20 protein-coding genes and 1 CRISPR repeat array are annotated in these 21,964 nt (G+C 39.7%); of the genes, 8 read left to right on the forward strand and 12 right to left on the reverse strand.

Annotation, left to right across the window (positions count from 1 at the left end):
- Positions 1-118 precede the first annotated feature (118 nt).
- Positions 119-346 carry a hypothetical protein gene (locus ACYTXL_RS27040; protein ID WP_461927386.1) on the forward strand — a complete coding sequence of 76 codons (228 nt, stop codon included), beginning with the start codon at positions 119-121 and terminating at the stop codon, positions 344-346.
- 31 nt (positions 347-377) lie between these two features.
- Here the strand turns inward: ACYTXL_RS27040 and ACYTXL_RS27045 are convergent, their stop codons facing one another.
- The 7 genes from ACYTXL_RS27045 to ACYTXL_RS27075 form a co-directional block, all read right to left on the reverse strand.
- Entirely contained in the window at positions 378-809 is a 432-nt protein-coding gene (locus ACYTXL_RS27045; RefSeq protein WP_461927387.1) for an arsenate-mycothiol transferase ArsC, read from the reverse strand.
- 508 nt (positions 810-1,317) lie between these two features.
- A complete protein-coding gene (locus tag ACYTXL_RS27050) occupies positions 1,318-2,946 on the reverse strand; it encodes a hypothetical protein (protein ID WP_461927388.1) in 1,629 nt (542 codons plus the stop codon).
- 2 nt (positions 2,947-2,948) lie between these two features.
- On the reverse strand, positions 2,949-4,568 hold the full coding sequence (locus ACYTXL_RS27055; RefSeq protein ID WP_461927389.1) for a hypothetical protein: 1,620 nt from the start codon (positions 4,566-4,568) through the stop codon (positions 2,949-2,951).
- Positions 4,558-4,983: a hypothetical protein gene (locus ACYTXL_RS27060; protein ID WP_461927390.1), complete on the reverse strand. Its 426-nt coding sequence runs from the start codon at positions 4,981-4,983 to the stop codon at positions 4,558-4,560. The genes ACYTXL_RS27055 and ACYTXL_RS27060 overlap by 11 nt, the downstream gene beginning before the upstream one ends.
- Positions 4,984-4,987: 4 nt before the next feature.
- Positions 4,988-5,842: an RAMP superfamily CRISPR-associated protein gene (locus tag ACYTXL_RS27065; protein ID WP_461927391.1), complete on the reverse strand. Its 855-nt coding sequence runs from the start codon at positions 5,840-5,842 to the stop codon at positions 4,988-4,990.
- A 1-nt stretch (position 5,843) separates the two neighbouring features.
- Positions 5,844-6,830, reverse strand: coding sequence for a CRISPR-associated protein (locus tag ACYTXL_RS27070; RefSeq protein WP_461927392.1), 987 nt, complete (start codon positions 6,828-6,830; stop codon positions 5,844-5,846).
- Complete coding sequence (locus ACYTXL_RS27075; RefSeq protein ID WP_461927393.1) at positions 6,815-8,419, reverse strand: Cas10/Cmr2 second palm domain-containing protein; 1,605 nt, start codon at positions 8,417-8,419, stop codon at positions 6,815-6,817. The genes ACYTXL_RS27070 and ACYTXL_RS27075 overlap by 16 nt, the downstream gene beginning before the upstream one ends.
- A gap of 456 nt (positions 8,420-8,875) precedes the next feature.
- On the opposite strand from ACYTXL_RS27075, the gene ACYTXL_RS27080 reads away from it, so the two are divergent.
- Both ACYTXL_RS27080 and ACYTXL_RS27085 read left to right on the forward strand, forming a co-directional pair.
- Positions 8,876-9,091, forward strand: a complete 216-nt coding sequence (locus tag ACYTXL_RS27080) for a hypothetical protein (RefSeq protein WP_461927394.1) — start codon at positions 8,876-8,878, stop codon at positions 9,089-9,091.
- 228 nt (positions 9,092-9,319) lie between these two features.
- Positions 9,320-11,413: an AAA family ATPase gene (locus ACYTXL_RS27085; protein ID WP_461927395.1), complete on the forward strand. Its 2,094-nt coding sequence runs from the start codon at positions 9,320-9,322 to the stop codon at positions 11,411-11,413.
- Between the two features lie 67 nt (positions 11,414-11,480).
- Positions 11,481-12,909: a CRISPR direct-repeat array (repeat unit 36 nt; unit sequence GTTTCCATTAATTCCACTTCTACAAAGAGAAGCGTC).
- Positions 12,910-12,983: 74 nt separating this feature from the next.
- On the opposite strand, the gene ACYTXL_RS27090 is transcribed toward ACYTXL_RS27085, so the two are convergent.
- Positions 12,984-13,121, reverse strand: coding sequence for a hypothetical protein (locus tag ACYTXL_RS27090; RefSeq protein WP_461927396.1), 138 nt, complete (start codon positions 13,119-13,121; stop codon positions 12,984-12,986).
- An 83-nt stretch (positions 13,122-13,204) separates the two neighbouring features.
- On the opposite strand from ACYTXL_RS27090, the gene csx18 reads away from it, so the two are divergent.
- From csx18 to cas2, 3 genes are read left to right on the forward strand one after another with little or no spacing between them, the layout of a single operon-like run.
- A complete protein-coding gene (gene csx18, locus ACYTXL_RS27095) occupies positions 13,205-13,468 on the forward strand; it encodes a CRISPR-associated protein Csx18 (protein ID WP_461927397.1) in 264 nt (87 codons plus the stop codon).
- 14 nt (positions 13,469-13,482) lie between these two features.
- Complete coding sequence (gene cas1 / locus ACYTXL_RS27100) at positions 13,483-14,475, forward strand: CRISPR-associated endonuclease Cas1 (RefSeq protein ID WP_461927398.1); 993 nt, start codon at positions 13,483-13,485, stop codon at positions 14,473-14,475.
- Positions 14,476-14,754, forward strand: coding sequence for a CRISPR-associated endonuclease Cas2 (gene cas2, locus ACYTXL_RS27105; RefSeq protein ID WP_461927399.1), 279 nt, complete (start codon positions 14,476-14,478; stop codon positions 14,752-14,754).
- A 72-nt stretch (positions 14,755-14,826) separates the two neighbouring features.
- Here the strand turns inward: cas2 and ACYTXL_RS27110 are convergent, their stop codons facing one another.
- The 4 genes from ACYTXL_RS27110 to ACYTXL_RS27125 all read right to left on the reverse strand — a co-directional run bounded on the left by ACYTXL_RS27110 (position 14,827) and on the right by ACYTXL_RS27125 (position 20,417).
- The gene (locus tag ACYTXL_RS27110) at positions 14,827-16,260 is read right to left on the reverse strand and encodes an FAD-dependent oxidoreductase (protein WP_461927400.1); all 1,434 of its coding nucleotides are present in this window, start codon (positions 16,258-16,260) and stop codon (positions 14,827-14,829) included.
- Between the two features lie 421 nt (positions 16,261-16,681).
- Positions 16,682-18,229, reverse strand: a complete 1,548-nt coding sequence (locus ACYTXL_RS27115; RefSeq protein WP_461927401.1) for an FAD-binding domain-containing protein — start codon at positions 18,227-18,229, stop codon at positions 16,682-16,684.
- A gap of 59 nt (positions 18,230-18,288) precedes the next feature.
- Complete coding sequence (locus tag ACYTXL_RS27120) at positions 18,289-19,737, reverse strand: sensor histidine kinase (RefSeq protein WP_461927402.1); 1,449 nt, start codon at positions 19,735-19,737, stop codon at positions 18,289-18,291.
- On the reverse strand, positions 19,734-20,417 hold the full coding sequence (locus tag ACYTXL_RS27125; protein WP_461927403.1) for a response regulator transcription factor: 684 nt from the start codon (positions 20,415-20,417) through the stop codon (positions 19,734-19,736). Before ACYTXL_RS27125 ends, ACYTXL_RS27120 begins: the two co-directional genes overlap by 4 nt.
- A gap of 263 nt (positions 20,418-20,680) precedes the next feature.
- Between ACYTXL_RS27125 and ACYTXL_RS27130 the strand changes: the two genes are divergently transcribed.
- Positions 20,681-20,809 (forward strand): hypothetical protein, encoded by a 129-nt coding sequence (locus ACYTXL_RS27130; RefSeq protein WP_461927404.1) that lies wholly within the window; start codon positions 20,681-20,683, stop codon positions 20,807-20,809.
- 10 nt (positions 20,810-20,819) lie between these two features.
- Positions 20,820-21,647: an intradiol ring-cleavage dioxygenase gene (locus ACYTXL_RS27135; RefSeq protein WP_461927405.1), complete on the forward strand. Its 828-nt coding sequence runs from the start codon at positions 20,820-20,822 to the stop codon at positions 21,645-21,647.
- Positions 21,648-21,964 lie beyond the last annotated feature (317 nt).

Raw genomic sequence — 21,964 nt, forward strand, 5'->3', positions numbered from 1 at the left:
CGTCTCGCCCGCCCAGTAACCAAAGGCGGGCGAGACGCCCACCCCACAAGTAGTAGTAATTTATTTCTTGGAAGTCCCTTATTCCCTACCTCAAGTGTAGGGATTTTATTGTTTGGGTATGATGGCGGAACGCCCACTTGATAGCGATCGCCAATTATTGGGTCATGATATTGAAAGCGATCAGCTACGCCATCGCTCTTTTTCGTATTTCCTCTCTTCTCTTCTTAGGCTGCGCCAACGAGACGCTATTCGCGAACGCTTGTATTTTGGGCGATCGCTGGAAAGGGATTTTCATAACATCAACTTCTTGCCATTGCTCCGTGTCATTGCTTTCCCATTTTCTTAGAGGAAAGGAGCGATCGCCCTCAAGAGAGTTACTAACTTTGTGCCAGTTGTTCTATCAGTTGCAGTAGGTTTTTTTCAATTTGCCCAAGCGCAACTGTAGCCGAGGTTTTATCTATATCGTGAACTAGCCAGTATTCAATAGCATCTGCCCAGTGGGGAAAGCGTTCATTCATCAGTGAGCGGTGTTCTAATTCATCTAGGGCAATAACCCTAGTAGCTGACTGAAAATCTGGCTCACTTGCTGGCAGTGGAAACCGTTCATCATCAGGTAGGTTCACTAAGCGCACTGCTAAAGCCTCAAGCGCATACCGGGAAATTGCCCCCACGTTGCCCTGCTCAAGTGCTAACCCTCGTGAATCAGCCTGCCAATCTAACTCCTGCTTAACAGCTAACCAATTAAATAGATGTTCAGCGAAGCGGCTACGGTAATAATTGCCTGTACAAAGGAACAAGATTTTATTCATTGAGATTGACCAAATGATTTTCAGTAAGCCTACGGGCTTTATACTGGTAAATGAGGTAATTTACAAGATATCCAGGCTACTTTTCACTCTCATTAGATGGGTGGGATGGGGCAATTTCCTCTGGTGCGGACACTACGTGAACGCTTGATTGAGAGAAGCGATCGCTCTGGTAATAGGAATGAAATAATAAACTAGTACAACACGACGTAAATAAACCACCCATTCAGAATCAATGAAACGCTTACGCTGTATTAATTTTGAATTTTGAATTTTGTTAGCGCAGCGTTAGCGAGTCTTCTCCCAAGGGGAGACGCCAAAGGCGAACGAGCGTCATTTTGAATTCCGCCTTGCGGTACTAGTATGGCTTGCTGGTACAGGAGATACAGCCATGACCTACACCATGCACGACAGTCTAGAAGTAGCAAAGGTGATTTTAGAAGGTCGGGGTATCAAGATGGTACAAATGTAGAGGAGAGATCGCGTCTTTACTCCCTATTCCCTTTCTCAATCAAATAAGAGAATCAGCTATTTCTTTAAGTTTCATCTCTAATTTATTATGATTTACTTCTTGTTTCCACAGGGCAAAAAGTTTTAAAGCTTTGAAAAAAGGTAATTTTACATCTTGAGAATAAGCTTGATAAGCTTCATTAGTTATTTGTTCAGAATCATTCTTTAAGTTCTTGATGTTTCCTAAAAAACGTTTAATGGAATCCTCATTATATCCTAATAAATAATCACGTACTTCTTGCTGATTTACACCTAGTAAATTATGTAATAATTGGTTGCGAAGGTCATCTTCTTCTCTCCTGTATCGACATGACCATTCCAAAAGTCCCCATGCTTTAAAATCCTGTCTGAGTTCACATAGCCATTGGAACTGCGTACTATTATTTAATTTTAAAGTAGTATCTTTTTGATTCTGGTATTTTTCCCAGAATTTAGAATTAAAATCACCGGGAATAGGATTAGGAAATTTTAATTCTTTTAAAATTTCCAATGGATTTTGTAGATTTAGTAAGTTTTTGATAGTGTTTTGAGATTTAATAAATAAACCATACTTGTCCCAACCTACGATATTTGAGAATGGTATAGGATATTCATTAATCTTTTTGGTTTGTGAAATAATAGCAGCTTTCAAAAATGTCTCTTGAGTAGCATTTAGAATAGCTACTCCCTGAATATAATTTTCTTGTTTAAAAAAGATTTCAATTAAATCAAGAGCAGTAACTATTCTATCAATAGACGCTTTAACTTCAAATTCTTGACCTGAGACTAGAGAATTTTTGATATTAAACAAATCAACTATTTGATTTATTTTTTCTATTGTTTGTTCATTAGCGATTCCTGTCAATACTTCCTTAGCCGCAGCAGGTAATCCTTTAATGATTAGCTGCTTTGCTTTTTGAATCTGCATACCACGCTGATAGCGAGAGCTTTGAATACTATCATATTTAGATTTTAGTTGATAATATTCTTGATCAAAGTATTCATTGCTAACTAAAAACTGAACTTTTTTAAATTTCCCTAAAGTTACAAACTGGACAGCAGAAGATATTGCTGGTGTTCCTGCTTGATGACTAACATAAGCTTCCTGATTTGCATCAATTTCTAACTCTTGTAATTTCGATTCTACCAGTGATAAAGTAGCATCCCAATTATCAATACCTGGAGATTTTTGACAGGGAATTAAATATTGAAACTCTGGTTTACAAGTAAACTTTTGATGTTGAAAATACCATTCAAATAGAGGTTCAAGTGTGCAAGTATCTTTCCAATAGGGAGATTTCTGGTGAAATCTTTGCTCTTCACTGCTAAATATTTTAGATTGGTCTGTCAGAAGAATAATTATTTTTTCGATTGTGATATTTTTATCTGTAAAATATTTACAATATGTATCAAGAAGAGGAAACTTTAATTCATCTTCATAGCATTCTTGTAATTGTTTTGCATAAACTATACCTAATATCCTAGCTGGTACTGTATATCCAGCTTCTTTATCATCAGGATTTACTCTTAAAGCAGAGGCAAAATCTGAACATTCTAGATGATCGCTTGCTTCGTTGTGCAACCTTCCCCAAGTTTTATCATGCTTGAGGATAATATCACTATTACCAGTAGTCACAATCCAAATACTCATGTCTATTGTCCCCAAAATTTAGTAAATTCAGTTGTTGGTAAAAAGCTTAAAAAATCTTGTGTTCTCTCATCATTTCTATCTGGAAAGATTGTTATTAACTCTATATATTCTCTACCTTTGCGTTTCATATCATTATTGTTGGTTTTAATATAGTGTGGGTACATTCGATGGTAAATTCTACCAATATTACCCATTTTACCTGTCAGTCTAGAACCTTTAATTGACTGATTTCCTTGATAATTACCATGAAACCATCTCACGGCTAAACTATCATCTTCATCTTGGGCAATGCGTCCCCAAACCTGCACCTTCTGAGGATGAAAAGATTCACGCCATGAATTTACTTGATTACTTGAGGTTTTCCCTTTGAATATCAGCCAATTATTAACAGTTTTCTGAACACCATCAAGAATATTAGTTATATGTTTAAGATTATTGACAGGAAAATAGTAGTTATTTGATGGCTTTTTAAATTCCCAATGACAACCTATCATTGGTTTATTGCCATTTTCTAAATATTCTGAGAAGAATATCCGATGATCAATTCTTCGCCATGATTTACCAAAACCTCCTAAAAGCATAGAAAATTTGAGAATTTGTGTTACTAATGTTTTTAATTCCTTTTTATATTCATCTGCAAAATTACCCATACATAGAATATTTAAAGTTCCTGCATTTAATTGATAAACAGGCATGATAACGCTTCTGTTATATCTAAATTCATCCAGTTCTAAATCAACGGGATTAAACGCAATTCCTAAATGCCCAACTATTGCACCATTAGCACCTGCAAATCCTCCCCAGAGTTCTTTAGTTAATTCCTCTGCTGTATTCTCATCAGTCATAGCGCTAAACAAACGCAATGTATGACCACGTAAAGCAGCTTTAAACATATTATGACGAAATTCACCACTTTTATCGATTAATTGTGATGCTAATCCTTGTCCTTCTAAATTAACAGTAATTAGTTTAGTTTCTCGGTGGTTAATAGGTTGACCATAACCCGCACTAACTCTAGAACCAATACCCCTTTCTATAGCTTTATCCCAAATAGTCCAGATAGTTTCCCATTCACTTGAATCTAGTTCAATGGTGCTAGAAATACCAAAAACTAAAGTAGGCTTGTAAAGGGATATTTGCAGAAATGCTGAATGAGATTCACTATTTTTAACTTGCCAATCTTGCTGAGGATGAACTACATCAATTAATGGTTGTTCACACCAACTATCATCTTTAGGATATGCACCATGAAAGCGAAGAATTCCCGGTTGAGTTTCATTGCTAGAAACTTGACTACCGCAGTATCTTTGCGCTTCTTGGGAAGTACAAGCACGTAAAAAAGCACCTTTCATACTTGCACCGGGATAATAGGGAAATCCCTTAGCAGCGATAACTGGCCGAATTATATCGTCATCTTGTCCACTGTTAGAAACGAACCGCCAGGTAATTTTATACTCTTTTGTTTTTACATTAGCGCTAAATTGAGGAGATTTAGTTGCAGCAGCCTCTACCCATTCATCAACCCATCTCGCCGATTTTTCCGGCTGCTGAATATATTGAATTTGTCCCCGCCCGGTGACTGGTGCTTGAAACATTAAGGGAACTTCATTGCTATTCGGCATCACTATCTCCTGATTTCTTATAACGCTGAGTCCACCAAACTAAGCTGTCACAAAATTGTGTAAGTACGGCTAAACATATTCTTTGGTCTTCAATGGGAAATTCCCATAATTTAGCAGCATAGGTTTGTATTTCTTCGGTCTTCTTGCCATTAACATCTTCTTTAGGAAGTTTAATTCCTGCATTATTCATGATTGTGACAAAAGTTTTCCAAGTATCGCGCCAATATTCACCTTTTGTACGTTCTTTAACGTCATTTTTACCTAATAATCTTAATTGTTCACCCCAAAAGCGCTCTAAACCATAAGCTACAGTAGTTCGCATTTTGTGTGATTGACTAATGACTCCGTTTTTGTCACGATGTTTGAGGACTAATTTTTGGGCTTCTTGGTCTAAGTTATAAGATTTCCAAGTCATATATTTACAATCCATTTAAAGTTAATTCACAATGACCTAAACCGATAGATTCTAAGCCACCAAGATAAATATCTGCGCTTTGACTACCATTGAAAGGCTGCCAATTTTTGCCAGATTTATCATCTCTAATAGCAATAGGAAAAACTAAAATTGTTCCTTCTGGTAAGGCTTCGGTGTTGAAAAAACCACCACCATCTACTACTTTTTGGTCTAGTTTTAAACGCACACGACTTTGACGGTATAAAGCCATGTCATGAATCATGCCAATATCACTATCATCTACTATGATTGCAGGTTGCTCTTTTTTGTCAGGGAACCAAGGGGATAAGTCTACTGTTTTATTGACAGTGACAAAACCTAAGTTAAAGAATAAGGTTTTTGTCCCACCGGGTAATTGTTTTGCTCTTAAGTTTTTTGAACCTGTATAAGGGTCAGGGATATCTATATCTTTGAGGAATTTAGTTTGACCATCAATTTGAACTTGAACTACATCACCAGCAATTCTTTTATAGCGTTGAAGTAAACGGCGACTAGTTACCCAAACTATCGGTTGTCCAGGACAAAAGACAAGAAGCCAAAGAATAGAAGCGTACTCAAATTTAACGATGGACTCGTTATTAGTATCTGATTGTTCTGAAGTAGCTTCATTACCATACCAATATTTTGCTGCTTCTTCTCCATTTTCCATAAGGCGCATTTCTGAACGTAGACGACCACGAATGGAACTACCAGGAATGATGCCTGTTTGAGTAAATTGGTCACGGAAAATCAAGTTTAAATTACCGCTTTCTTCTCCGGCTGTTGCACCTACATGCAATGGTGCTAAAGTCTCAATGATGCCGTAAGTTTTTTTATACATTTTATGCAACTCCTTTAATTTCTACTGGTAAACACAAACCACAACCAACTTTTTTCAGGCTGTAACCTTCTTTGGGAAACCAGACTTCATCCCATTCCCACCAAGGTTTATTTAGAGGTTCTTTGAGAACATAAACACTCCCAGGCGGAACAGCGTAACGTCCTCTTCCTAATGTTCCTTGGGAACGATAACGATAAGGAACTGGTTTATCAGTTAACATTTGGATAGTTTCGGGGAAATTTTCATGTAAAGGGCAGCGATGAGATATCCGATTAGAACCCCAAATTCCTGGTGTAATCAAGGCGAAAGTTTGACCAATGGGTTGAGTTAAAATATCTAATGTTTTCTGATTAATTCTGTCACAAGATATTTCTACAATGTGATTTTCACCTCCAAAACGATACCAACCGTTATCTATGGGATAGGTTGATAAATAAACTAAACAGATATCGTCTGGAATTTGCACAGAGTTTTCTAAAAATAGTCCGTCGGATTTTTCTACACAACGTTCTGATTTTTGAATTTTAGGATGCAGAAAAGAAACAAACTTCCAAGGATGATCAGCAATTGATTTACTACTTTCTTTGAGTGATTTTGGTGAGTCTTTCCAAGATGTAATAGTTTGCCAGCGATAATCTGCTTCTGGTTTTTCTATATCTTTTTCTAACTGCCATTCACCATTTTCTATTTTCCATTCTCCTATGCCTTTTTTGGCAATTATTTTATGCCAAGGAATAGGAACGTAAAAGTTCTGTTTATTATCAGATTTCGCCCAGAATGGCCCTGTAACATAGAGATTTTCTCTCAATTCAGTTTGAGAAAAATTTTTGCTCATTTTGCTAATGCTAAATATTAAACCTGATAGTGTAGAAGCTTCAGGAGGAAATTTAGCACCAGAACGTCCTACTAAATTTTCTGGTGATAGAAATGCGCCAGCACTTCCATACATAAATCCTAAAGGATTAATAGTAATTAGGTATTTAAACATAAATGCCAGCCTACTTTAATTAAATCTGTAATCCAATTTATTGTGGCTCTTCCTCTGTCTATTTCATCTTCATTGTCACTAAATCCCACCAGATAACTAGCTAATTTATTATCTTTATCCTCTAGTAATTTCTTGCCTTGTCCTGGAAAATAAATATCAAAAAACTCAACGGCTGATTTTTGGACTATATAGGCTTCTTTTACATTTTCAATTTTAAATGTACGTCGAGATTCTAAATGTGCTAAATCTTGATAGATATGACTCCAGTTAGATTGTTTTTCTCTATCTTGATATTTATTTAATATATGCAAATAATCCCAAGGACAAGTCCACTGCACATATTGACCACTATTAAAAACTACCCGAATAGTGACTCTATTTCTTCCTAATGATTTAGCTACTTTTTCTGCTTCTCGACAATGTTGTAATACGTCTCGCTGGGGTACACTACCCGCAACCCAAACAAAACCCACACTAACAGTAACATCCTGTCCATGTTCTTTCCATTTGTCGTTTAATGTCATTAACCATTCAAATGCCTGTAATGGCTTGATCGGTTTAGCAGGATTTTTACTGTAAATTATTCCTAAAAAATCGTCACCACCTGCATAAACGACTCTACCTATGTCTTCCGGGAAAGTTTTCTCAAAATTTTCTCCCCAATTTCGCATTGCATGACTAAATTGTTCAATTTGTTGATCACTATTATTTTTATCTGCTAAATCTTTCAGATGTTTACCAACTTCGTCACCATCGCCCATAAACCAACCTGTCCATTGTCCGGGTGTATTTTCAGTTGATTTACGTTGAATTTCTGTAAATGTCTGTGGTAGTTTCGTTAATGGTTCATTATTAGGTCTTGCTTGACTGATTAAATTGGCTATTTCAGGTAAGGTAATTAGACGTTTTACTAATTCGGGAATACTCAATTTTTCGTTAGGTGCAATATATTTACCTTCAGGTTCTTTGTCAGGAGGGCAATTATCTAGTTTTCTGGCAAGTTTTATATAAAATTCTTTAACTTGATCATTTTCTAAACCATAGTTCATATTTTTAGGATTACGAGTTTCTGCACCCAAACCAGGAAAAGCGATCGCATCTGTACCGGTTAAGCTAGAACTTTCTCCAATCCAGTTAACCGCAGTCCAATCACGGGAGAGTTTACGGGTTTCTAAGTCATCCATTGCTTCTGTAATAGTTTCACCACTTCCTTGAAATATTTCCCAAGTGTGGCTACCCCAAAGTGTCCACTCCCTTTCCCAATGGTATTTATCTGATATTTTCTCTTCTATCCAACAACGACAAACTTTTAAAATGTCCTTCCAAGCAGAGAGTAAAATTGCTTTGGCTTGCTCCTTGCTAACAACCCCTTTAATGAGAATGCGATTAGGCATCCCTTTCTGTAAATTATGACTGGCTGGAGAAATCACTTTTAATTCAGGTGGTTTATGAAACTCCTGTACTAGCTGCTGACTCAGATAGGAGAGAATCAGAGATGCACCATACAAGTCTCGGAGTTTACGAGATTTCTCGATAAACCCTTGCACCGGAGCAAAGGTTATTGCTGTATATTTGGCCACGTTTACCATAGTTTCTGGATGCGGTCTTGTCTAAATTACAGTAGAATTTTGAGTTTTTATTCAGTAGTTATACTTTGTAATAATTATCGATTTTGGCAATTATGAGTTATGTAACACTGGGCGAATTACTGTGACTTTTATATCTTGCTGGAAAATTTGAGGATGTAAACACCTTTTCATGCGAATGACGAAATTTTTTTAATTGTGTTGAGTGTTTGTGAGATGATTTATCGGGCTACGCCCCGCAACTCTTGGAGACGCTCCGCGTAGCTTGCTTAAGAGCAGGGGGCAGAGACGTAGAGAGGATGAGAGTTTTAGATGTTCATCGACACCACTCGCCAAATCGCCGAAACCCTATATTTTTCGTTAAGTGGTGTCGATTGCTTACTGGGTAAGGATTTGAGGTATGCGTGTTATCCAATTTCACATAAGATATATAATGTTTTTTAGAGTGGTGTCGATTTGGTGGCTGAAAGCCTTACGGGGCAAAGGCTCCCAGACGAACTCCCTACCGATTGGGTTAAATCGGAATTAATGGAAACTTTAAAGCTGCAAAGTCTTTTATTACAGCAAATGCGCCCTACCGATTGGGTTAAATCGGAATTAATGGAAACTTTTGCTGGGCGGTTGCGGCAGAGTTTGACTTTGCAAACCCTACCGATTGGGTTAAATCGGAATTAATGGAAACCTTTGTATTTCTGCACGTTGAACTTTGAAGGATTGGTACCCTACCGATTGGGTTAAATCGGAATTAATGGAAAACAATGCCATTATTTTGCTTCTCAAAGAGAGAAGCAAGCCCTAATTAAACCCTTCATTAATACCGTCGTCATTCGCTTGAAAAGCCTAGACAACAAACAAATAACAGTTAAAAGTTAAAGTAGAAAAACTTTTAACCTTGAACTCCTTATGATCTGTCACTTCCTCATCGGTATTCCCGGTAGCGGGAAATCCACCTTCGCCGCCGAATTAGCAAATCCGGGGAATTATCGCATCATCTCCACTGACGCAATTCGCCAGCAACTATACGGTGATGCAAATATCCAGGGGGAGTGGGCACAGATAGAGAAAGTAGCTATCTCCCAGATTGTGGGTGCGTTAGCGCAGCTTACCGAAGGTATCGCTCAAGGTAACTCCGTAATCTATGATGCTACTAATGCCAAACGTGTATGGCGGATGGATTTGTTAGAAAAGCTGAATTCATCTGTTGCTTCCCTTGGACAGCATAACGAAGAGGTTCTGTGGATGGGGTGGTACTTGCAAACCCCTATTGCAACTTGCAAGTTGTGGAACCAAAAGCGGACTCGCCAAGTCCCAGACATGATAATTGAGAATATGCACAAATCTCTGCAAGAGTTTCCCCCAATTGCAGCAGAAGGTTTTGCAGTAGTCAAAGCAATTGATGTCACTTCTTGCAACTTTGATACTCAACAAATTCAAAACCAAATTCAACAGCTTGGGCGCACCCTTACCAATCGTGCTAACCGCAATCGCCACGTAACCCTACATTCCTACAGTAAGCTGCTTGACTTTGAACGCCTCATGTATCTGATTTCCTTGATAATACGCTATCCAGGGATGGGAAATTTGCAAATCACTAACCCCAGTCTGCTAGAAAGCATTTTTAGTCATGTTCCTCAATTTGCTACTTCCATAGAAGAAGTTACCGCTTTAATAGGTAAATTATGCGGCACAATCTATGCTGACCAAAAGGCGATCGCATCTGACTTAGACTGGCTACAGCAAAATTCACTCATTGGTGCTAATGCTATTGCTTGGTGTTCTCCCATTACCCCACCACTTGATCACTCCGTTACACCATCTTCCTTTGTGACTCATGGCTATTCTGACTTCTACACATTCCAGAGGTTAGTACAAATAATTCGTTTTATTCTTCATCATCCATTCTTGGAAGATACAGGTAAGGGAAGTTTGCCAACTCTTGTATCTGCACTTCAACAACATGAAATTATTGATAATGATAGCTTAGATACTGTTCGCAAGGACATTGAAAAAGTTCTTAAGCCTTATAAAATATTGCCAGAATTTCCCCTGAGAGACGGCTACTTTGCGGGGACGGCGATTTTATCAACATACGAGTTAATCAAAGTGTTTGACGTTCTCCAGTCTCAAGCTAAAAGTCTGAATGACCCTGTAGCGTTGGAGATTTATGAAACTTTTGCTATGCGAATGGTACAAAGTAAATTGGGCGTGAGTAAGGTATATCCGGTGCGGGCGATCGCAAACCGCAATATGGTTGATCCAGAGTTTTTACCGTTAGATGCGCTGTCTAAGAACTTACAGCGAGTTGAGGAAGCCATAGTTAAGGGAGAACTACTGGAATTGAATCGCTTTCCGGGTGGGGGCAAGTTTGCACTGGACGAAGAAGGTTTTTTTCTAGCATTTCCCTTGCAAATCGTCTTCTGTAACCAAGCATGGTATTTGGGTTACGAATGTGAAGGAGGAAAGTATGCTGGACTTTTACGTTTTGAACGTTTGGATAGATTGTTTATAGGTCAACTTCAAAAAAGAGTACGTTCCAGACAAGAACAAGAAAAGTCATTACAGAATTTACAAAAACTTTATGCTGCTAGCCCTGGTATTTTTATTGGGTATAGTGCAAGTGACCAGCAGAAGTTTCTCGGTCATAGTAAACAAGAAAGTTCTCAGGTTTGTGTGACAATAGAGTTGTGGTTTAATGATGCTATATTTCGATTTATCACTGAAGGTACTAAAAGATTTTCTTCACAGCAAATGAAAATGTCTTCACCTGTAAACAACGGAAGATTGGCGTTGCCAAAGTCAATTTTCTGTCTGAAAAAAACCACAGATAAACACTTTTCCAATCGCTTTCAAGTTGTATTACCTAAATGGTATTTGGGCGATGTAGAGTTTCTGAGATGGATTGTTGGTTTTGGCGGTAATGTGAAGGTCGTACAACCAGAAGAATTGGTAGCTAAGGTTAAGGAAATTGGTGAAGCGATTTTAGGGGTTTATAAATAACAATAAATAATCAAATATCTTTCAGAATCTTTCAAAAGGTCGGAATATAAACATTCCGACCTTTTGCGTTTCCATTAATTCCAATTCTACAAAGAGAAGCGTCAAGCAGGATGTAGGTTTACTAGCTGAGATAGTTAGCTATACGTTTCCATTAATTCCACTTCTACAAAGAGAAGCGTCTCAATCAAATTGTTAATCGTGACTTGCTCGAATTTCGCATGTTTCCATTAATTCCACTTCTACAAAGAGAAGCGTCGTGTGATAAATGTAGTGAACAAATTGAAGCTTACTAGTTTCCATTAATTCCACTTCTACAAAGAGAAGCGTCAGCGTTAGATAGTTTTCATGAATATATGTATGGTTTGTTTCCATTAATTCCACTTCTACAAAGAGAAGCGTCTTTAGTGTGCGTATTGGCGGAAGTGTACCTGATGAGTTTCCATTAATTCCACTTCTACAAAGAGAAGCGTCCACCTTGGTAGCCTAAAATTTTGTAGTGGCTTTTAAGTTTCCATTAATTCCACTTCTACAAAGAGAAGCGTCTAAATACCTATTGCATTATAGTCTGACTACTCTTATAGTTTCCATTAATTCCACTTCTACAAAGAGAAGCGTCTCATCACAAAAATAAGGCGAAAAATGAGAATTACAGAAGTTTCCATTAATTCCACTTCTACAAAGAGAAGCGTCTATGGAATATTGAACTCCTACAACTCCTTGCAAGGGTCGTGTTTCCATTAATTCCACTTCTACAAAGAGAAGCGTCTTAAATTAACATTCTCATAAACTCGATTATTCGTCACTAGTTTCCATTAATTCCACTTCTACAAAGAGAAGCGTCTATCATCAATCATCCCAATCTTATGAGGTTTTCCTAAGTTTCCATTAATTCCACTTCTACAAAGAGAAGCGTCGATCGTAAAGTTACAACATTATCTGTCATTTTTAAAACAAGTTTCCATTAATTCCACTTCTACAAAGAGAAGCGTCTCAAGATAGTTGACTACAAATCGCATCCTTCTCTCAGTTTCCATTAATTCCACTTCTACAAAGAGAAGCGTCTTGTAGAGGAAAAAGTTCAAGTAGTTTACGGTGTTCGTTTCCATTAATTCCACTTCTACAAAGAGAAGCGTCGACTTAATGGCTCCTAAGGGTCAAGCTATTGGTTCTGGTTTCCATTAATTCCACTTCTACAAAGAGAAGCGTCTCGAACACGACGTCGTGTTCGACGCCGAGCATGTTGGTTTCCATTAATTCCACTTCTACAAAGAGAAGCGTCGAAAGCTCAGAAAACTTATGACCATTTAATTTGTTGGTTTCCATTAATTCCACTTCTACAAAGAGAAGCGTCGATTATTTCCACAATCAACTACTATCACGATACCTAGTTTCCATTAATTCCACTTCTACAAAGAGAAGCGTCACTCACTAATTGTAGTACGTAGTCTATCTAATTCTTTGTTTCCATTAATTCCACTTCTACAAAGAGAAGCGTCCCCTCTTATTAAACCTCTGACTGTGCCTGATGTCCAGATGTCATTTGCGACGGGGTATCCACCTACAGACAAATTCAACCATAATACATAGGCATCAAAACGCTGTAACCCTTACTGGAAAGGACATCGGCGGGGTCAACGAGAGAATAAGCATTTACAGCTTTTGCCGACCCCGCCGCAGAGAAAATAGAAAAGTATAAAAAATTCGTCATTCGCATGAAAGCCCTAGCATGATTCCAGATCAGCCTCTACCTTAATACATAGGACAAATTCACCAACACCATTACATCCATCTATGTATATGTCTTCTCGTGCAGCATTAGTTCGCAACCTTGGTGTCGCCTTACTCAACGGCACTATTACACTAATTATCCTGTTAATTGCACCACTAGGACTAGCAGCAGTAATTATTAACACAATTTTGGTTACAATAGCCAGCTTTGTCAACGCTACAGCAGGTGATGCTGTAGTGAATTTTTTACAACCATCCCAAATTAAAACGTTGCTAGCCGAAATCATTTCCCAACAGTCACAACTGACCAAAGAAAGTAAAAAGTAACTAACAATATTTTTATGCGTACACTCTACGTTTCCCGACAAGGTTGTTATATCACCCTCAAGGGCGAAACCCTAATTATCAAACAAGGAGAAACTATTCACGGTGAAGTACAATTACCATTGCTAGAACAAATACTAATATTTGGTAAATCTCAAATCACCACCCAAGCAATTCGTACTTGTTTATGGCGAGACATTCCCATTGCCTATTTGTCCCGCATGGGATACTGTTACGGTAGGCTGATGCCAATTGCCAGAGGATACCGTCAATTATCTCGCTATCAGCAACAATTAACAGCAATTGAACGCTTGTTAGTAGCCAGACAAATCGTTCAAGCCAAACTCAAAAATAGCCGGACATTTTTACTGCGACAGCAACGGCGCAATCCTTCCGAAACTGCTGAAATTGCCATCAAAAGTTTAGAAGTTCTGGGTCAAAAATCAGGAGAAGCTGAAACAATCGAACGATTGATGGGATTAGAAGGTGCCGGCGCAGCACAATATTTTTCAGCCTTTGGTGAGTGTTTAAATAATCCCAATTTTGTATTTTTAGCGCGTAGCCGCCGCCCACCAGGAAATCCAGTCAACGCCATGCTGAGTTTTGGATACCAAATTCTTTGGAATCACCTATTAACAATAATTGAACTTCAGGGATTAGACCCTTATCACGCTTGCTTACATCAAGGCACAGAACGCCATGCTGCTTTAGCTTCTGATTTAATTGAAGAATTTCGTTCCCCAATTATTGATTCTCTGGTACTCTGGTTAATTAATACCAAAGTTATGGATATCCAAACAGACTTTGAGTATCACAGTGGCGGTTGCTATCTAAATAATTACGGTCGCCCAAAATATATAAAATATTTCTTACAGCGTCTAGAAGAAGAAGTACAAAATACCAAGGGTGAAAAACAACCTCGTTGGGATTTAATGACACAGCAAATTAAATTTTTTAAAGAATTTATTTATCAACCTAGCCAACTATATAAACCTTATCAAATTCGTTGAATGCTATTTTATGTAATAGTATATGATATTTCTTGTGATAAAAGACGCAAAAAAGTATCTGATTTATTAGAAGGATATGGCCAACGAGTACAATATTCAGTATTTGAATGTGTTCTGGAGCAAAAAAAATATAATGAACTCAGAAAAAGACTCCATAAACAAGTGAAAGTTTCAGAAGATAGCGTGCGGTTTTATCCTTTAAGCAGACATACATTTAACCAAATCGAAACTTGGGGAGAACCACCAATCACAGAACTTCCAGGCTCAACCATCATTTAACAAAGTAGTTTAAGATGAACTGGAATTTATTTAAGCTATCGCTGACGGTTCATTCGGTGAGCAATCAGAAAATCACTGATCTACTAACAGGTTGTCCCCACTTCTATTCCAGTTTTGATCACTCTTCTTGATGATTCGCTGTAACACCTGCCTGAGAACACTGAGATGTAAAAATACGCTGGGGGGTTTAAGTAGGTGCATCACTTCTAAGAAAAGCTTGTGGATGTCAGGGCTTTCAGCAGCCAGCAGCAACACTTGATCTAGATAGTACTGCATGAGTTGCGTCATCCAATTGGGTCGTCCGCCCACAGTAGTATGCCAGCGAAAATCTTCACCTGTTGCCATTAGCCAAGGGACTGCAATTATTTTGCTAAGTTGCTTTTGAAAGCTTTGGGATAGCCCGATTAAATTTCCATCAGCATGGCGAGATAATTGCTTACTCAAAGACTCATCTAACGTCAATGCACCTAGAGCCGCAGTAGTCATGCCTTGTCCATAGACGGGATTGAAAGCACAAACAGCATCACCTATTACCACAAACCCTGACGGCAATCTCGACAGTTTTTCATAGTGATGCCAGCTATTTTCTGTGCGGTGATAGGCAATTAGGGGTGAAATGGGTTTGGCATCTAGTATTGCTTCATAGATAATTGGATTGCGTAAGCTACGAGCAAAGTCTAAAAACCCAGCTTCGTCAGTTGGTGGATAATCTCGACCAATTCCAGCAAGTGTAACTATCCAACGATTTCCTTCAATCGCAAACATTCCACCACTGCGTGTGCCTGGGGCTTTTGCCGTTACTAATGCACCTAGCCAATCAGTCTGAAAGTTTTCTGGAAGTTCATATAAGCGACTAGCGTAGCCCAAAAAGGAATTAATCACAGTTTCTTTTGGCGGTGTATAACCCATTGCTTCTAACCACCGAGGAGCGCGAGAATTACGTCCGCTAGCATCTACTACTAAATCAGCAGTGAAATCTGTTTGTCTAGGAGTATCTTGCCTCTCATCAAATTTTCGGCGTACCTGCACACCCGTGACCTGAGTTTTGTTGGGGTTAGACAGCAATCCAGTAACAATTGCTGCTTGTACAAATACAACACGGTTATTAGTAGCTAAACGACGGCGGATAATCCATTCGAGTAAGTTCCGACTTAAACTGTAGACGTTCAAATCGGAATTAAAGCGGGGTGTCCATCCTCCTAAGCCATACCACACGTAATCAGCACTGGCGTTAACGGCGACTGCGCCGGATGCCGCTAATTCAGTCTGGATACCTGGAAAAAGCTGTTCTAAGATATCCAAACCCCGTTTGAGTAAGACGTGGAGATGATGAGCTTGGGGTACACCAGGACGCTGTTCTGGTTGAGCGCTCAAATGATCACGTTCGATAATTGTTACCTGGTTAAAGTATTTAGTCAGCACTTGCGCTGCTAGCAGTCCAGCGATACTTCCCCCAATGACAAGAGCGTGGCGTTCGTTTGGTTGGGTTATAGTTGAATCGAACATCTGATATCCATTCCATAGTTACAGACTCTCATCTGAACATACAACAGATGATAAGTAAGTAGGTGAGAAGAAATCAAAGTAGATTAACTAATGTAAAAAATCTTGATATGAGTTTGTAGTGTTCGCGTAGCGCGAACGGCGCAGGCTCAGGGTAAGACCTACAGCGGATGGGTACGCCATTGCACATTTACTATTTATTTTCTAGTAAGTAAGTGGGTCAAATTAAATATAAAACCTTACTCTGCCTCCGGCTTCCCTCTCCGAACTCACGGAGAGGGATTGAGGGTGAGGTTTTATCTTATATTTAATTGTGCCTTCCTACTTACGTTACTAAAAATTTGTCAGATGCAAAGGCGATAGAACAGCGGTTTTTGCGCTGACTACGCACGGTTACTAACTCTGTGTTAATTGTTCTGTTTAACTACTCTAGTTCTGCCTCTAATTCCTTGAATTCTTTGTACTCCTTATATTTGTGCTGCCAGTATTTATTGACTGTTTCTTTAGCTGCAACTGCACTTTCATATTCTGTTCCACCTTGGAGAGTTAATCTTTCTCTTACTTTTTTCCGAAGGTCAGAGATGATTTTACCATTAACTTTGCGGGTTTTAGCCCAATCTAAAATAGTTTGGGGATAAGAACTAGTGCCAATATATTTACCTTGAATAATTTCTGGTAGACTGTACCCTTTTAGTTCACTTACCCAATAGTAAATAAATTTGAGGTCTGGGTCTTTTTCCTGAATATTCTTATTTGGGTTATATATACGAAAAGTATCACTTAATGGATTAGTAACACCTGATTGCATCTGCCACTGCCAACTATCAATTGCTAAATCTCCATCTACTAAATAGTTCATATAATGTCTAGCGCCGTGATGCCAGGAAATACCGCAATTGATAGTTAAAAATGTGGCACACATTGCCCTCATGCGAAAGTTCATCCAACCCATAGTTTTTAGTTGTCGCATACTGGCATCTAGGAGAGGAAAGCCTGTCATTCCCTCCTGCCAAGCATGAAACAGTTCTTGTTTTTGTGGTGGTAACTCTAGGGGTGTATACCATTCATCAAATTCCGGGTAGCGGTTTTGATAAGCTATTTGTGGATAAAAATAAAGACGTTGTGTAAAACTATCATGCCAGCGTAAGCGGTCACGATATGCTTTTAAGGAAAATTCTGCCTTGGGCTGATTTGTAAGTTCTGCTGCCCTTGCCTTAGTCTCTTGGTAAACAATGCGAGTTGAAATTGTACCAAAAGTCAGATGTGGTGATAAATGCGATGTTGCTCCAAGCTGTGCTAACCAAGGGCGTGAAAGTTTCCAATGATAGCCATTAAATCTACTTTTCAGAAATGAATTTAATGTACCTTGTGCCTGTGTTTCTCCACCAATAAAATATACCTGTTCTGTCTTCCCAAAGGCTGAATACTTTTGTTTTAGTTCAGAGAATGTCAGCTGGGGAATATTTAGAGAAAGTGATGGAGTGTTGATACTAATGGGAGTTGAGTAAATAGATTGTCTTTGATATGTGTAATATTCGTTAAACCACTGCTCACGTTTATCTTGTGATTGTAAAAAGTTATTTAGTCCCAGATGATATTCGAGATTTAATGCTTGATACAAATTAACTATATTTTTATCTCGGCTAATACCATATTCAACTTGGACATCGCGATTAAAGTAAAGTTTTGGTCTATGTCCCTGCTGTATTAATTGTTGAGTTAATTCTTGTATAATCTCTACAGAATTACCTTCAAATAATATTAATTTGCTGCCTAATTTTTGTAAATTGCTATCTAGATTTTCTAAAGACTCAAACAAAAACCGCACCCGTGCTTTACCGACATCAACCCATTGATAAAACCAAGGGTCAATAATGAAGAATGGTAAAACTGCGGCATTATTGGCAGATGCTAAGGTGACAATTTCGTTGTCAGCCAAACGTAAGTCTCGACGAAACCACAGAAGGTGCATAAATTAATTTTCTATATCAATTAATAATACAATTGTACTAAATAATTTTAAGCAATTGCTCAATTGTGTGACGTAATGGGCAAAGTGAGGGTGAACGCTGTTTGACCAAAAGATATTGAGTCAAGGGTGAGGTCGCCACGATGTGCCCGGACAATTTCACGGGCGAGGCTGAGTCCGAGTCCAATCCCTTCTACTTTGCGGGTGCGGGCAGGATCGCCGCGATAAAAGCGGTCAAAAAGGCGCGAGCAATTACTCACTGGAATATCAATTGAAGCATTGATAATGGTGACGTGGAGTGTTGTTTGAGTTTGATGAGCGTAAATCTGTATCCAACCGTTGGCGAGATTATATTTAATGGCATTACTCAACAGGTTTTGCAGAACTTGAATGAGGAGATCGCGATCGCCCTGTACCTTTAACCGATCAGGAATATTGGTTTGCACACTCAGGTGGGGAGCCAGGAGTTCCACATCCTCTAGCATCTCCATCAGCAACTCAGACATATCCACTTCAACCAAATACAAGCTCATTTGCCCCGCATCTGCCAAAGACAGCAGCAAGAGTTTCCGTATAATTCCACTCAAGCGGCGCACCTCATCCAAGAGGTTGCTTAAGCGCTGTTGCACTTCCGATCCAGGGTCAACCTGTTGCAGTGTTCGTTCTAGTTCGCCTTGGAGAATGGTTAGTGGGGTTTTCAGTTCGTGAGCAGCATCAGCACTGAAACGAGAAGCTTGTGTAAAACTGCGTTCCAGGCGTTCCAGCATTTGGTTAAAGACCCGAATCAGTTCGACAAATTCAACATCCGTTGTCCCAATTGGAATCCGTTGATCTAGTCCTTTCACGGTTAACTGTTGAATGACACCTGTTAATTGACGGATGGGACGCAAAGCACTACCAGCGACCACCCATGCCCCGACGGCAACCAGCAGGAGCGCTCCCGGAATTGATACAAGGAAGATATTGGCAATGGTAGCCATTTCTTGATTGACAGCTTGTAGGCTAACGGCAATGGCAACCTGAACATTAGGAAATCTAGCTGCCCCAATCCGCCAAGCTCCTGTTGCTGTCTGCTGGGAGACGAATTGAGGTAGGCGTGGGCGAAGAAAAGGCGGTGTACTCTCTGTTATTGGCAGTCGTTCCCTGTTTGGGGGCGGTGGCAAAGGTGTCAACCCAATCCGCTCAAGCAACAGACGATTTAAGCCGAAGTCTGCTGGCACCTCGTTGGATTGATAAAGTGTGTTGCTGTTTGCATCAAGCACTAACAGTACAATAGGAGTTTTTGTATTTGTTCCGAAGGCATAGGTTAATGAGTCTGCATAGCGCTGCCATCGCTCTGCTTCGGGTGGCCGGCTTGCCCGCATTAATTGATTTAACAGTTGTGCGTCAAGTTGGCTGATCTTAGCCTCGTAAATCTGAAACCAAGAGACTGCACCAAACCCGACTAATGCACTTCCAGCTAAAGCCGCAGACAACAGTGCAATTCGGAGTCGAAACGAGGAGCGTTTCATAGTTTATCGTCTGGCTTGCGAAACCGATATCCAACCCCGCGAATGCTTTCAATCAGGCTTGCTTCATCAATGGGGTCAATTTTTTTCCGAATTCGCTGGATACAAACATCCACAACATTGGTGTTGGGGTTAAAGTCGTAGCCCCAAACGTGTTCCAAGATTTGAGTCCGGGTGAAAACTCGTCCAGCAGAGCGCATGAGATACTCCAGAAGATTAAACTCGCGGCTGGTAAGTTCGATCGCTCGTTGATTACAGGTGACTTCCCGCGTGATCCGATCAAGCTTGAGCGACCCAACCGTAAGCGAATTTTGGCGTTCACCCACACTCCGGCGCACAACGGCATGAATTCGAGCCGCTAACTCTTCCACAAAAAACGGTTTGGCAATATAGTCATCGGCTCCCAGATTCAACCCGCACAGGCGATCATCAAGTTCATTGCGAGCCGTTAATAAAATCACTGGAGTATTGTGCCCTGAGTGCCGTAGTTGTTTGAGAATCGATAGCCCATCCTTACCTGGCACCATAATATCAAGTACGATCGCATCGTATTCGTTATCTAATGCCCGCAGATATCCTTGATCACCGTTGTCGCAGTAATCTACGACAAATCCCTGCTCCTTCAATCCAGCCCGGACGAAGTTAGCAATTTTGGCTTCATCTTCGACAAATAGAATGTTCACAAATATTGATTAAGTAGGAAGGCACAATTAAATATAAGATAAAACCTCACCCTCAATCCCTCTCCTTAGTAAGGAGAGGGAAGCCGGAGGCAGAGTAAGCTTTTATATTTAATTTGACCCACTTACTTACTTGACAAACATTACTCCATTATAAATTCATTACCCTTTGACTCAAATTACAAAAATGTAATTCACAAACCAAGCAAGTTGTAATTTTGAAGTGGCTTAATCATAAATGTAAAACAGTTTCGAGGTTAATTATCATGAATATTCGTCGAGCCTTAGCTGTTAATTGCAGCGCCCTTGTATTTCACCTCGCCAAACTACCGCGCGATCGGGAGCAAACCTTTAATTACAGCAGTTTTCATGTATTTGAACCACATGTATCGTAGGGGCACAGCAATGCTGTGCCCCTACCGCGTGGTCTATTTAGCTGAAAATAGCTGTAAAAAGCAGGGTGGTGTGATTATGAAAAACAAAAATCGCCAATTAGGTCGGATTTGGAATCGCAGAGATGTACTTGCTCTATTTAGGGCAGCCGGAACGGCAATACTTGTGGTTGGATGCCTACCGAGAAAGTCAAGTTTAGCCGTCATCCCAGCATCATCTGCGGTCAATTCTGCTACGTTGCCTGCGTGTGTTGTTAGTCCAGAACAGACTGAAGGCCCCTATTTCGTGGATGAGAAGCTCAACCGCTCCGACATCCGTTCCGATTCAGCAGATGGTTCGGTGAAAGACGGTGTGCCACTCCAACTGACACTGCACATTTCTCAAATTGGCAGTACTGGTTGTACACCACTTGCAGGTGCGATCGTAGATGTTTGGCACTGTGACGCACTGGGTGTCTATTCGGACGTGACAGACCAAAATTTTAGTACCGTCGGTAAAAAGTTCTTGCGCGGTTATCAAGTCAGCAACGCGAATGGAACTGTCCAGTTCACAACCATTTATCCTGGTTGGTATCAAGGCAGAACCGTCCATATCCACTTTAAGGTTCGCACGAATCCAACATCAGGGCAGCGTTATGAGTTTACGTCGCAGCTATACTTTGATGACTTGATTACCGATCAAGTACATAGCCAGACACCCTATGCCAGCAAGGGACAGCGCACGCAGAAGAATGCTGATGACGGAATTTTTCAAGATGGTGGCGAGCAAATGTTGCTCAAGCTCACCAATCAGGGACAAAGTTACGCAGCAAATTTTGATGTTGGGCTTCAGATTAGCTGATTTGAGTAGGGAGCAACGCTGTGACATACTCCACACACTCGCAATGAGGGTGAGTGTGGGCATCTGGGCGACTCCTCTAGGAGGACAAAAACTTACGCTCTAGAGCCACTATGCCCTAGTACCGCTTCGCGTAATTCGTAATTCGTAATTCGTAATTCGTAATTACGTTTTAGCAAGGGTTTCAGAGATTACAAATGGGTGGCTTATTTACGCCGTGCTGTACTAGGGACTTTTGGAGATAATTTTGAACTTTTTTCATCGGCTGCTTTTCAGCATTTAATTGAGTTACACCTATGTGATTAAAATTATATAAAATA

The sequence above is a fragment of the Nostoc sp. genome (genome assembly GCF_054880495.1).

Bases quoted from the DNA above. Each gene is read 5' to 3' on its own strand.
- ACYTXL_RS27040 (WP_461927386.1), top strand. From the start codon at position 119: ATGATGGCGGAACGCCCACTTGATAGCGATCGCCAATTATTGGGTCAT.
- ACYTXL_RS27045 (WP_461927387.1), bottom strand. From the start codon at position 809: ATGAATAAAATCTTGTTCCTTTGTACAGGCAATTATTACCGTAGCCGC.
- ACYTXL_RS27050 (WP_461927388.1), bottom strand. From the start codon at position 2,946: ATGAGTATTTGGATTGTGACTACTGGTAATAGTGATATTATCCTCAAG.
- ACYTXL_RS27055 (WP_461927389.1), bottom strand. From the start codon at position 4,568: ATGCCGAATAGCAATGAAGTTCCCTTAATGTTTCAAGCACCAGTCACC.
- ACYTXL_RS27060 (WP_461927390.1), bottom strand. From the start codon at position 4,983: ATGACTTGGAAATCTTATAACTTAGACCAAGAAGCCCAAAAATTAGTC.
- ACYTXL_RS27065 (WP_461927391.1), bottom strand. From the start codon at position 5,842: ATGTATAAAAAAACTTACGGCATCATTGAGACTTTAGCACCATTGCAT.
- ACYTXL_RS27070 (WP_461927392.1), bottom strand. From the start codon at position 6,830: ATGTTTAAATACCTAATTACTATTAATCCTTTAGGATTTATGTATGGA.
- ACYTXL_RS27075 (WP_461927393.1), bottom strand. From the start codon at position 8,419: ATGGTAAACGTGGCCAAATATACAGCAATAACCTTTGCTCCGGTGCAA.
- ACYTXL_RS27085 (WP_461927395.1), top strand. From the start codon at position 9,320: ATGATCTGTCACTTCCTCATCGGTATTCCCGGTAGCGGGAAATCCACC.
- ACYTXL_RS27090 (WP_461927396.1), bottom strand. From the start codon at position 13,121: ATGACGAATTTTTTATACTTTTCTATTTTCTCTGCGGCGGGGTCGGCA.
- csx18 (WP_461927397.1), top strand. From the start codon at position 13,205: ATGTATATGTCTTCTCGTGCAGCATTAGTTCGCAACCTTGGTGTCGCC.
- cas1 (WP_461927398.1), top strand. From the start codon at position 13,483: ATGCGTACACTCTACGTTTCCCGACAAGGTTGTTATATCACCCTCAAG.
- cas2 (WP_461927399.1), top strand. From the start codon at position 14,476: ATGCTATTTTATGTAATAGTATATGATATTTCTTGTGATAAAAGACGC.
- ACYTXL_RS27110 (WP_461927400.1), bottom strand. From the start codon at position 16,260: ATGTTCGATTCAACTATAACCCAACCAAACGAACGCCACGCTCTTGTC.
- ACYTXL_RS27115 (WP_461927401.1), bottom strand. From the start codon at position 18,229: ATGCACCTTCTGTGGTTTCGTCGAGACTTACGTTTGGCTGACAACGAA.
- ACYTXL_RS27120 (WP_461927402.1), bottom strand. From the start codon at position 19,737: ATGAAACGCTCCTCGTTTCGACTCCGAATTGCACTGTTGTCTGCGGCT.
- ACYTXL_RS27130 (WP_461927404.1), top strand. From the start codon at position 20,681: ATGAATATTCGTCGAGCCTTAGCTGTTAATTGCAGCGCCCTTGTATTT.
- ACYTXL_RS27135 (WP_461927405.1), top strand. From the start codon at position 20,820: ATGCTGTGCCCCTACCGCGTGGTCTATTTAGCTGAAAATAGCTGTAAA.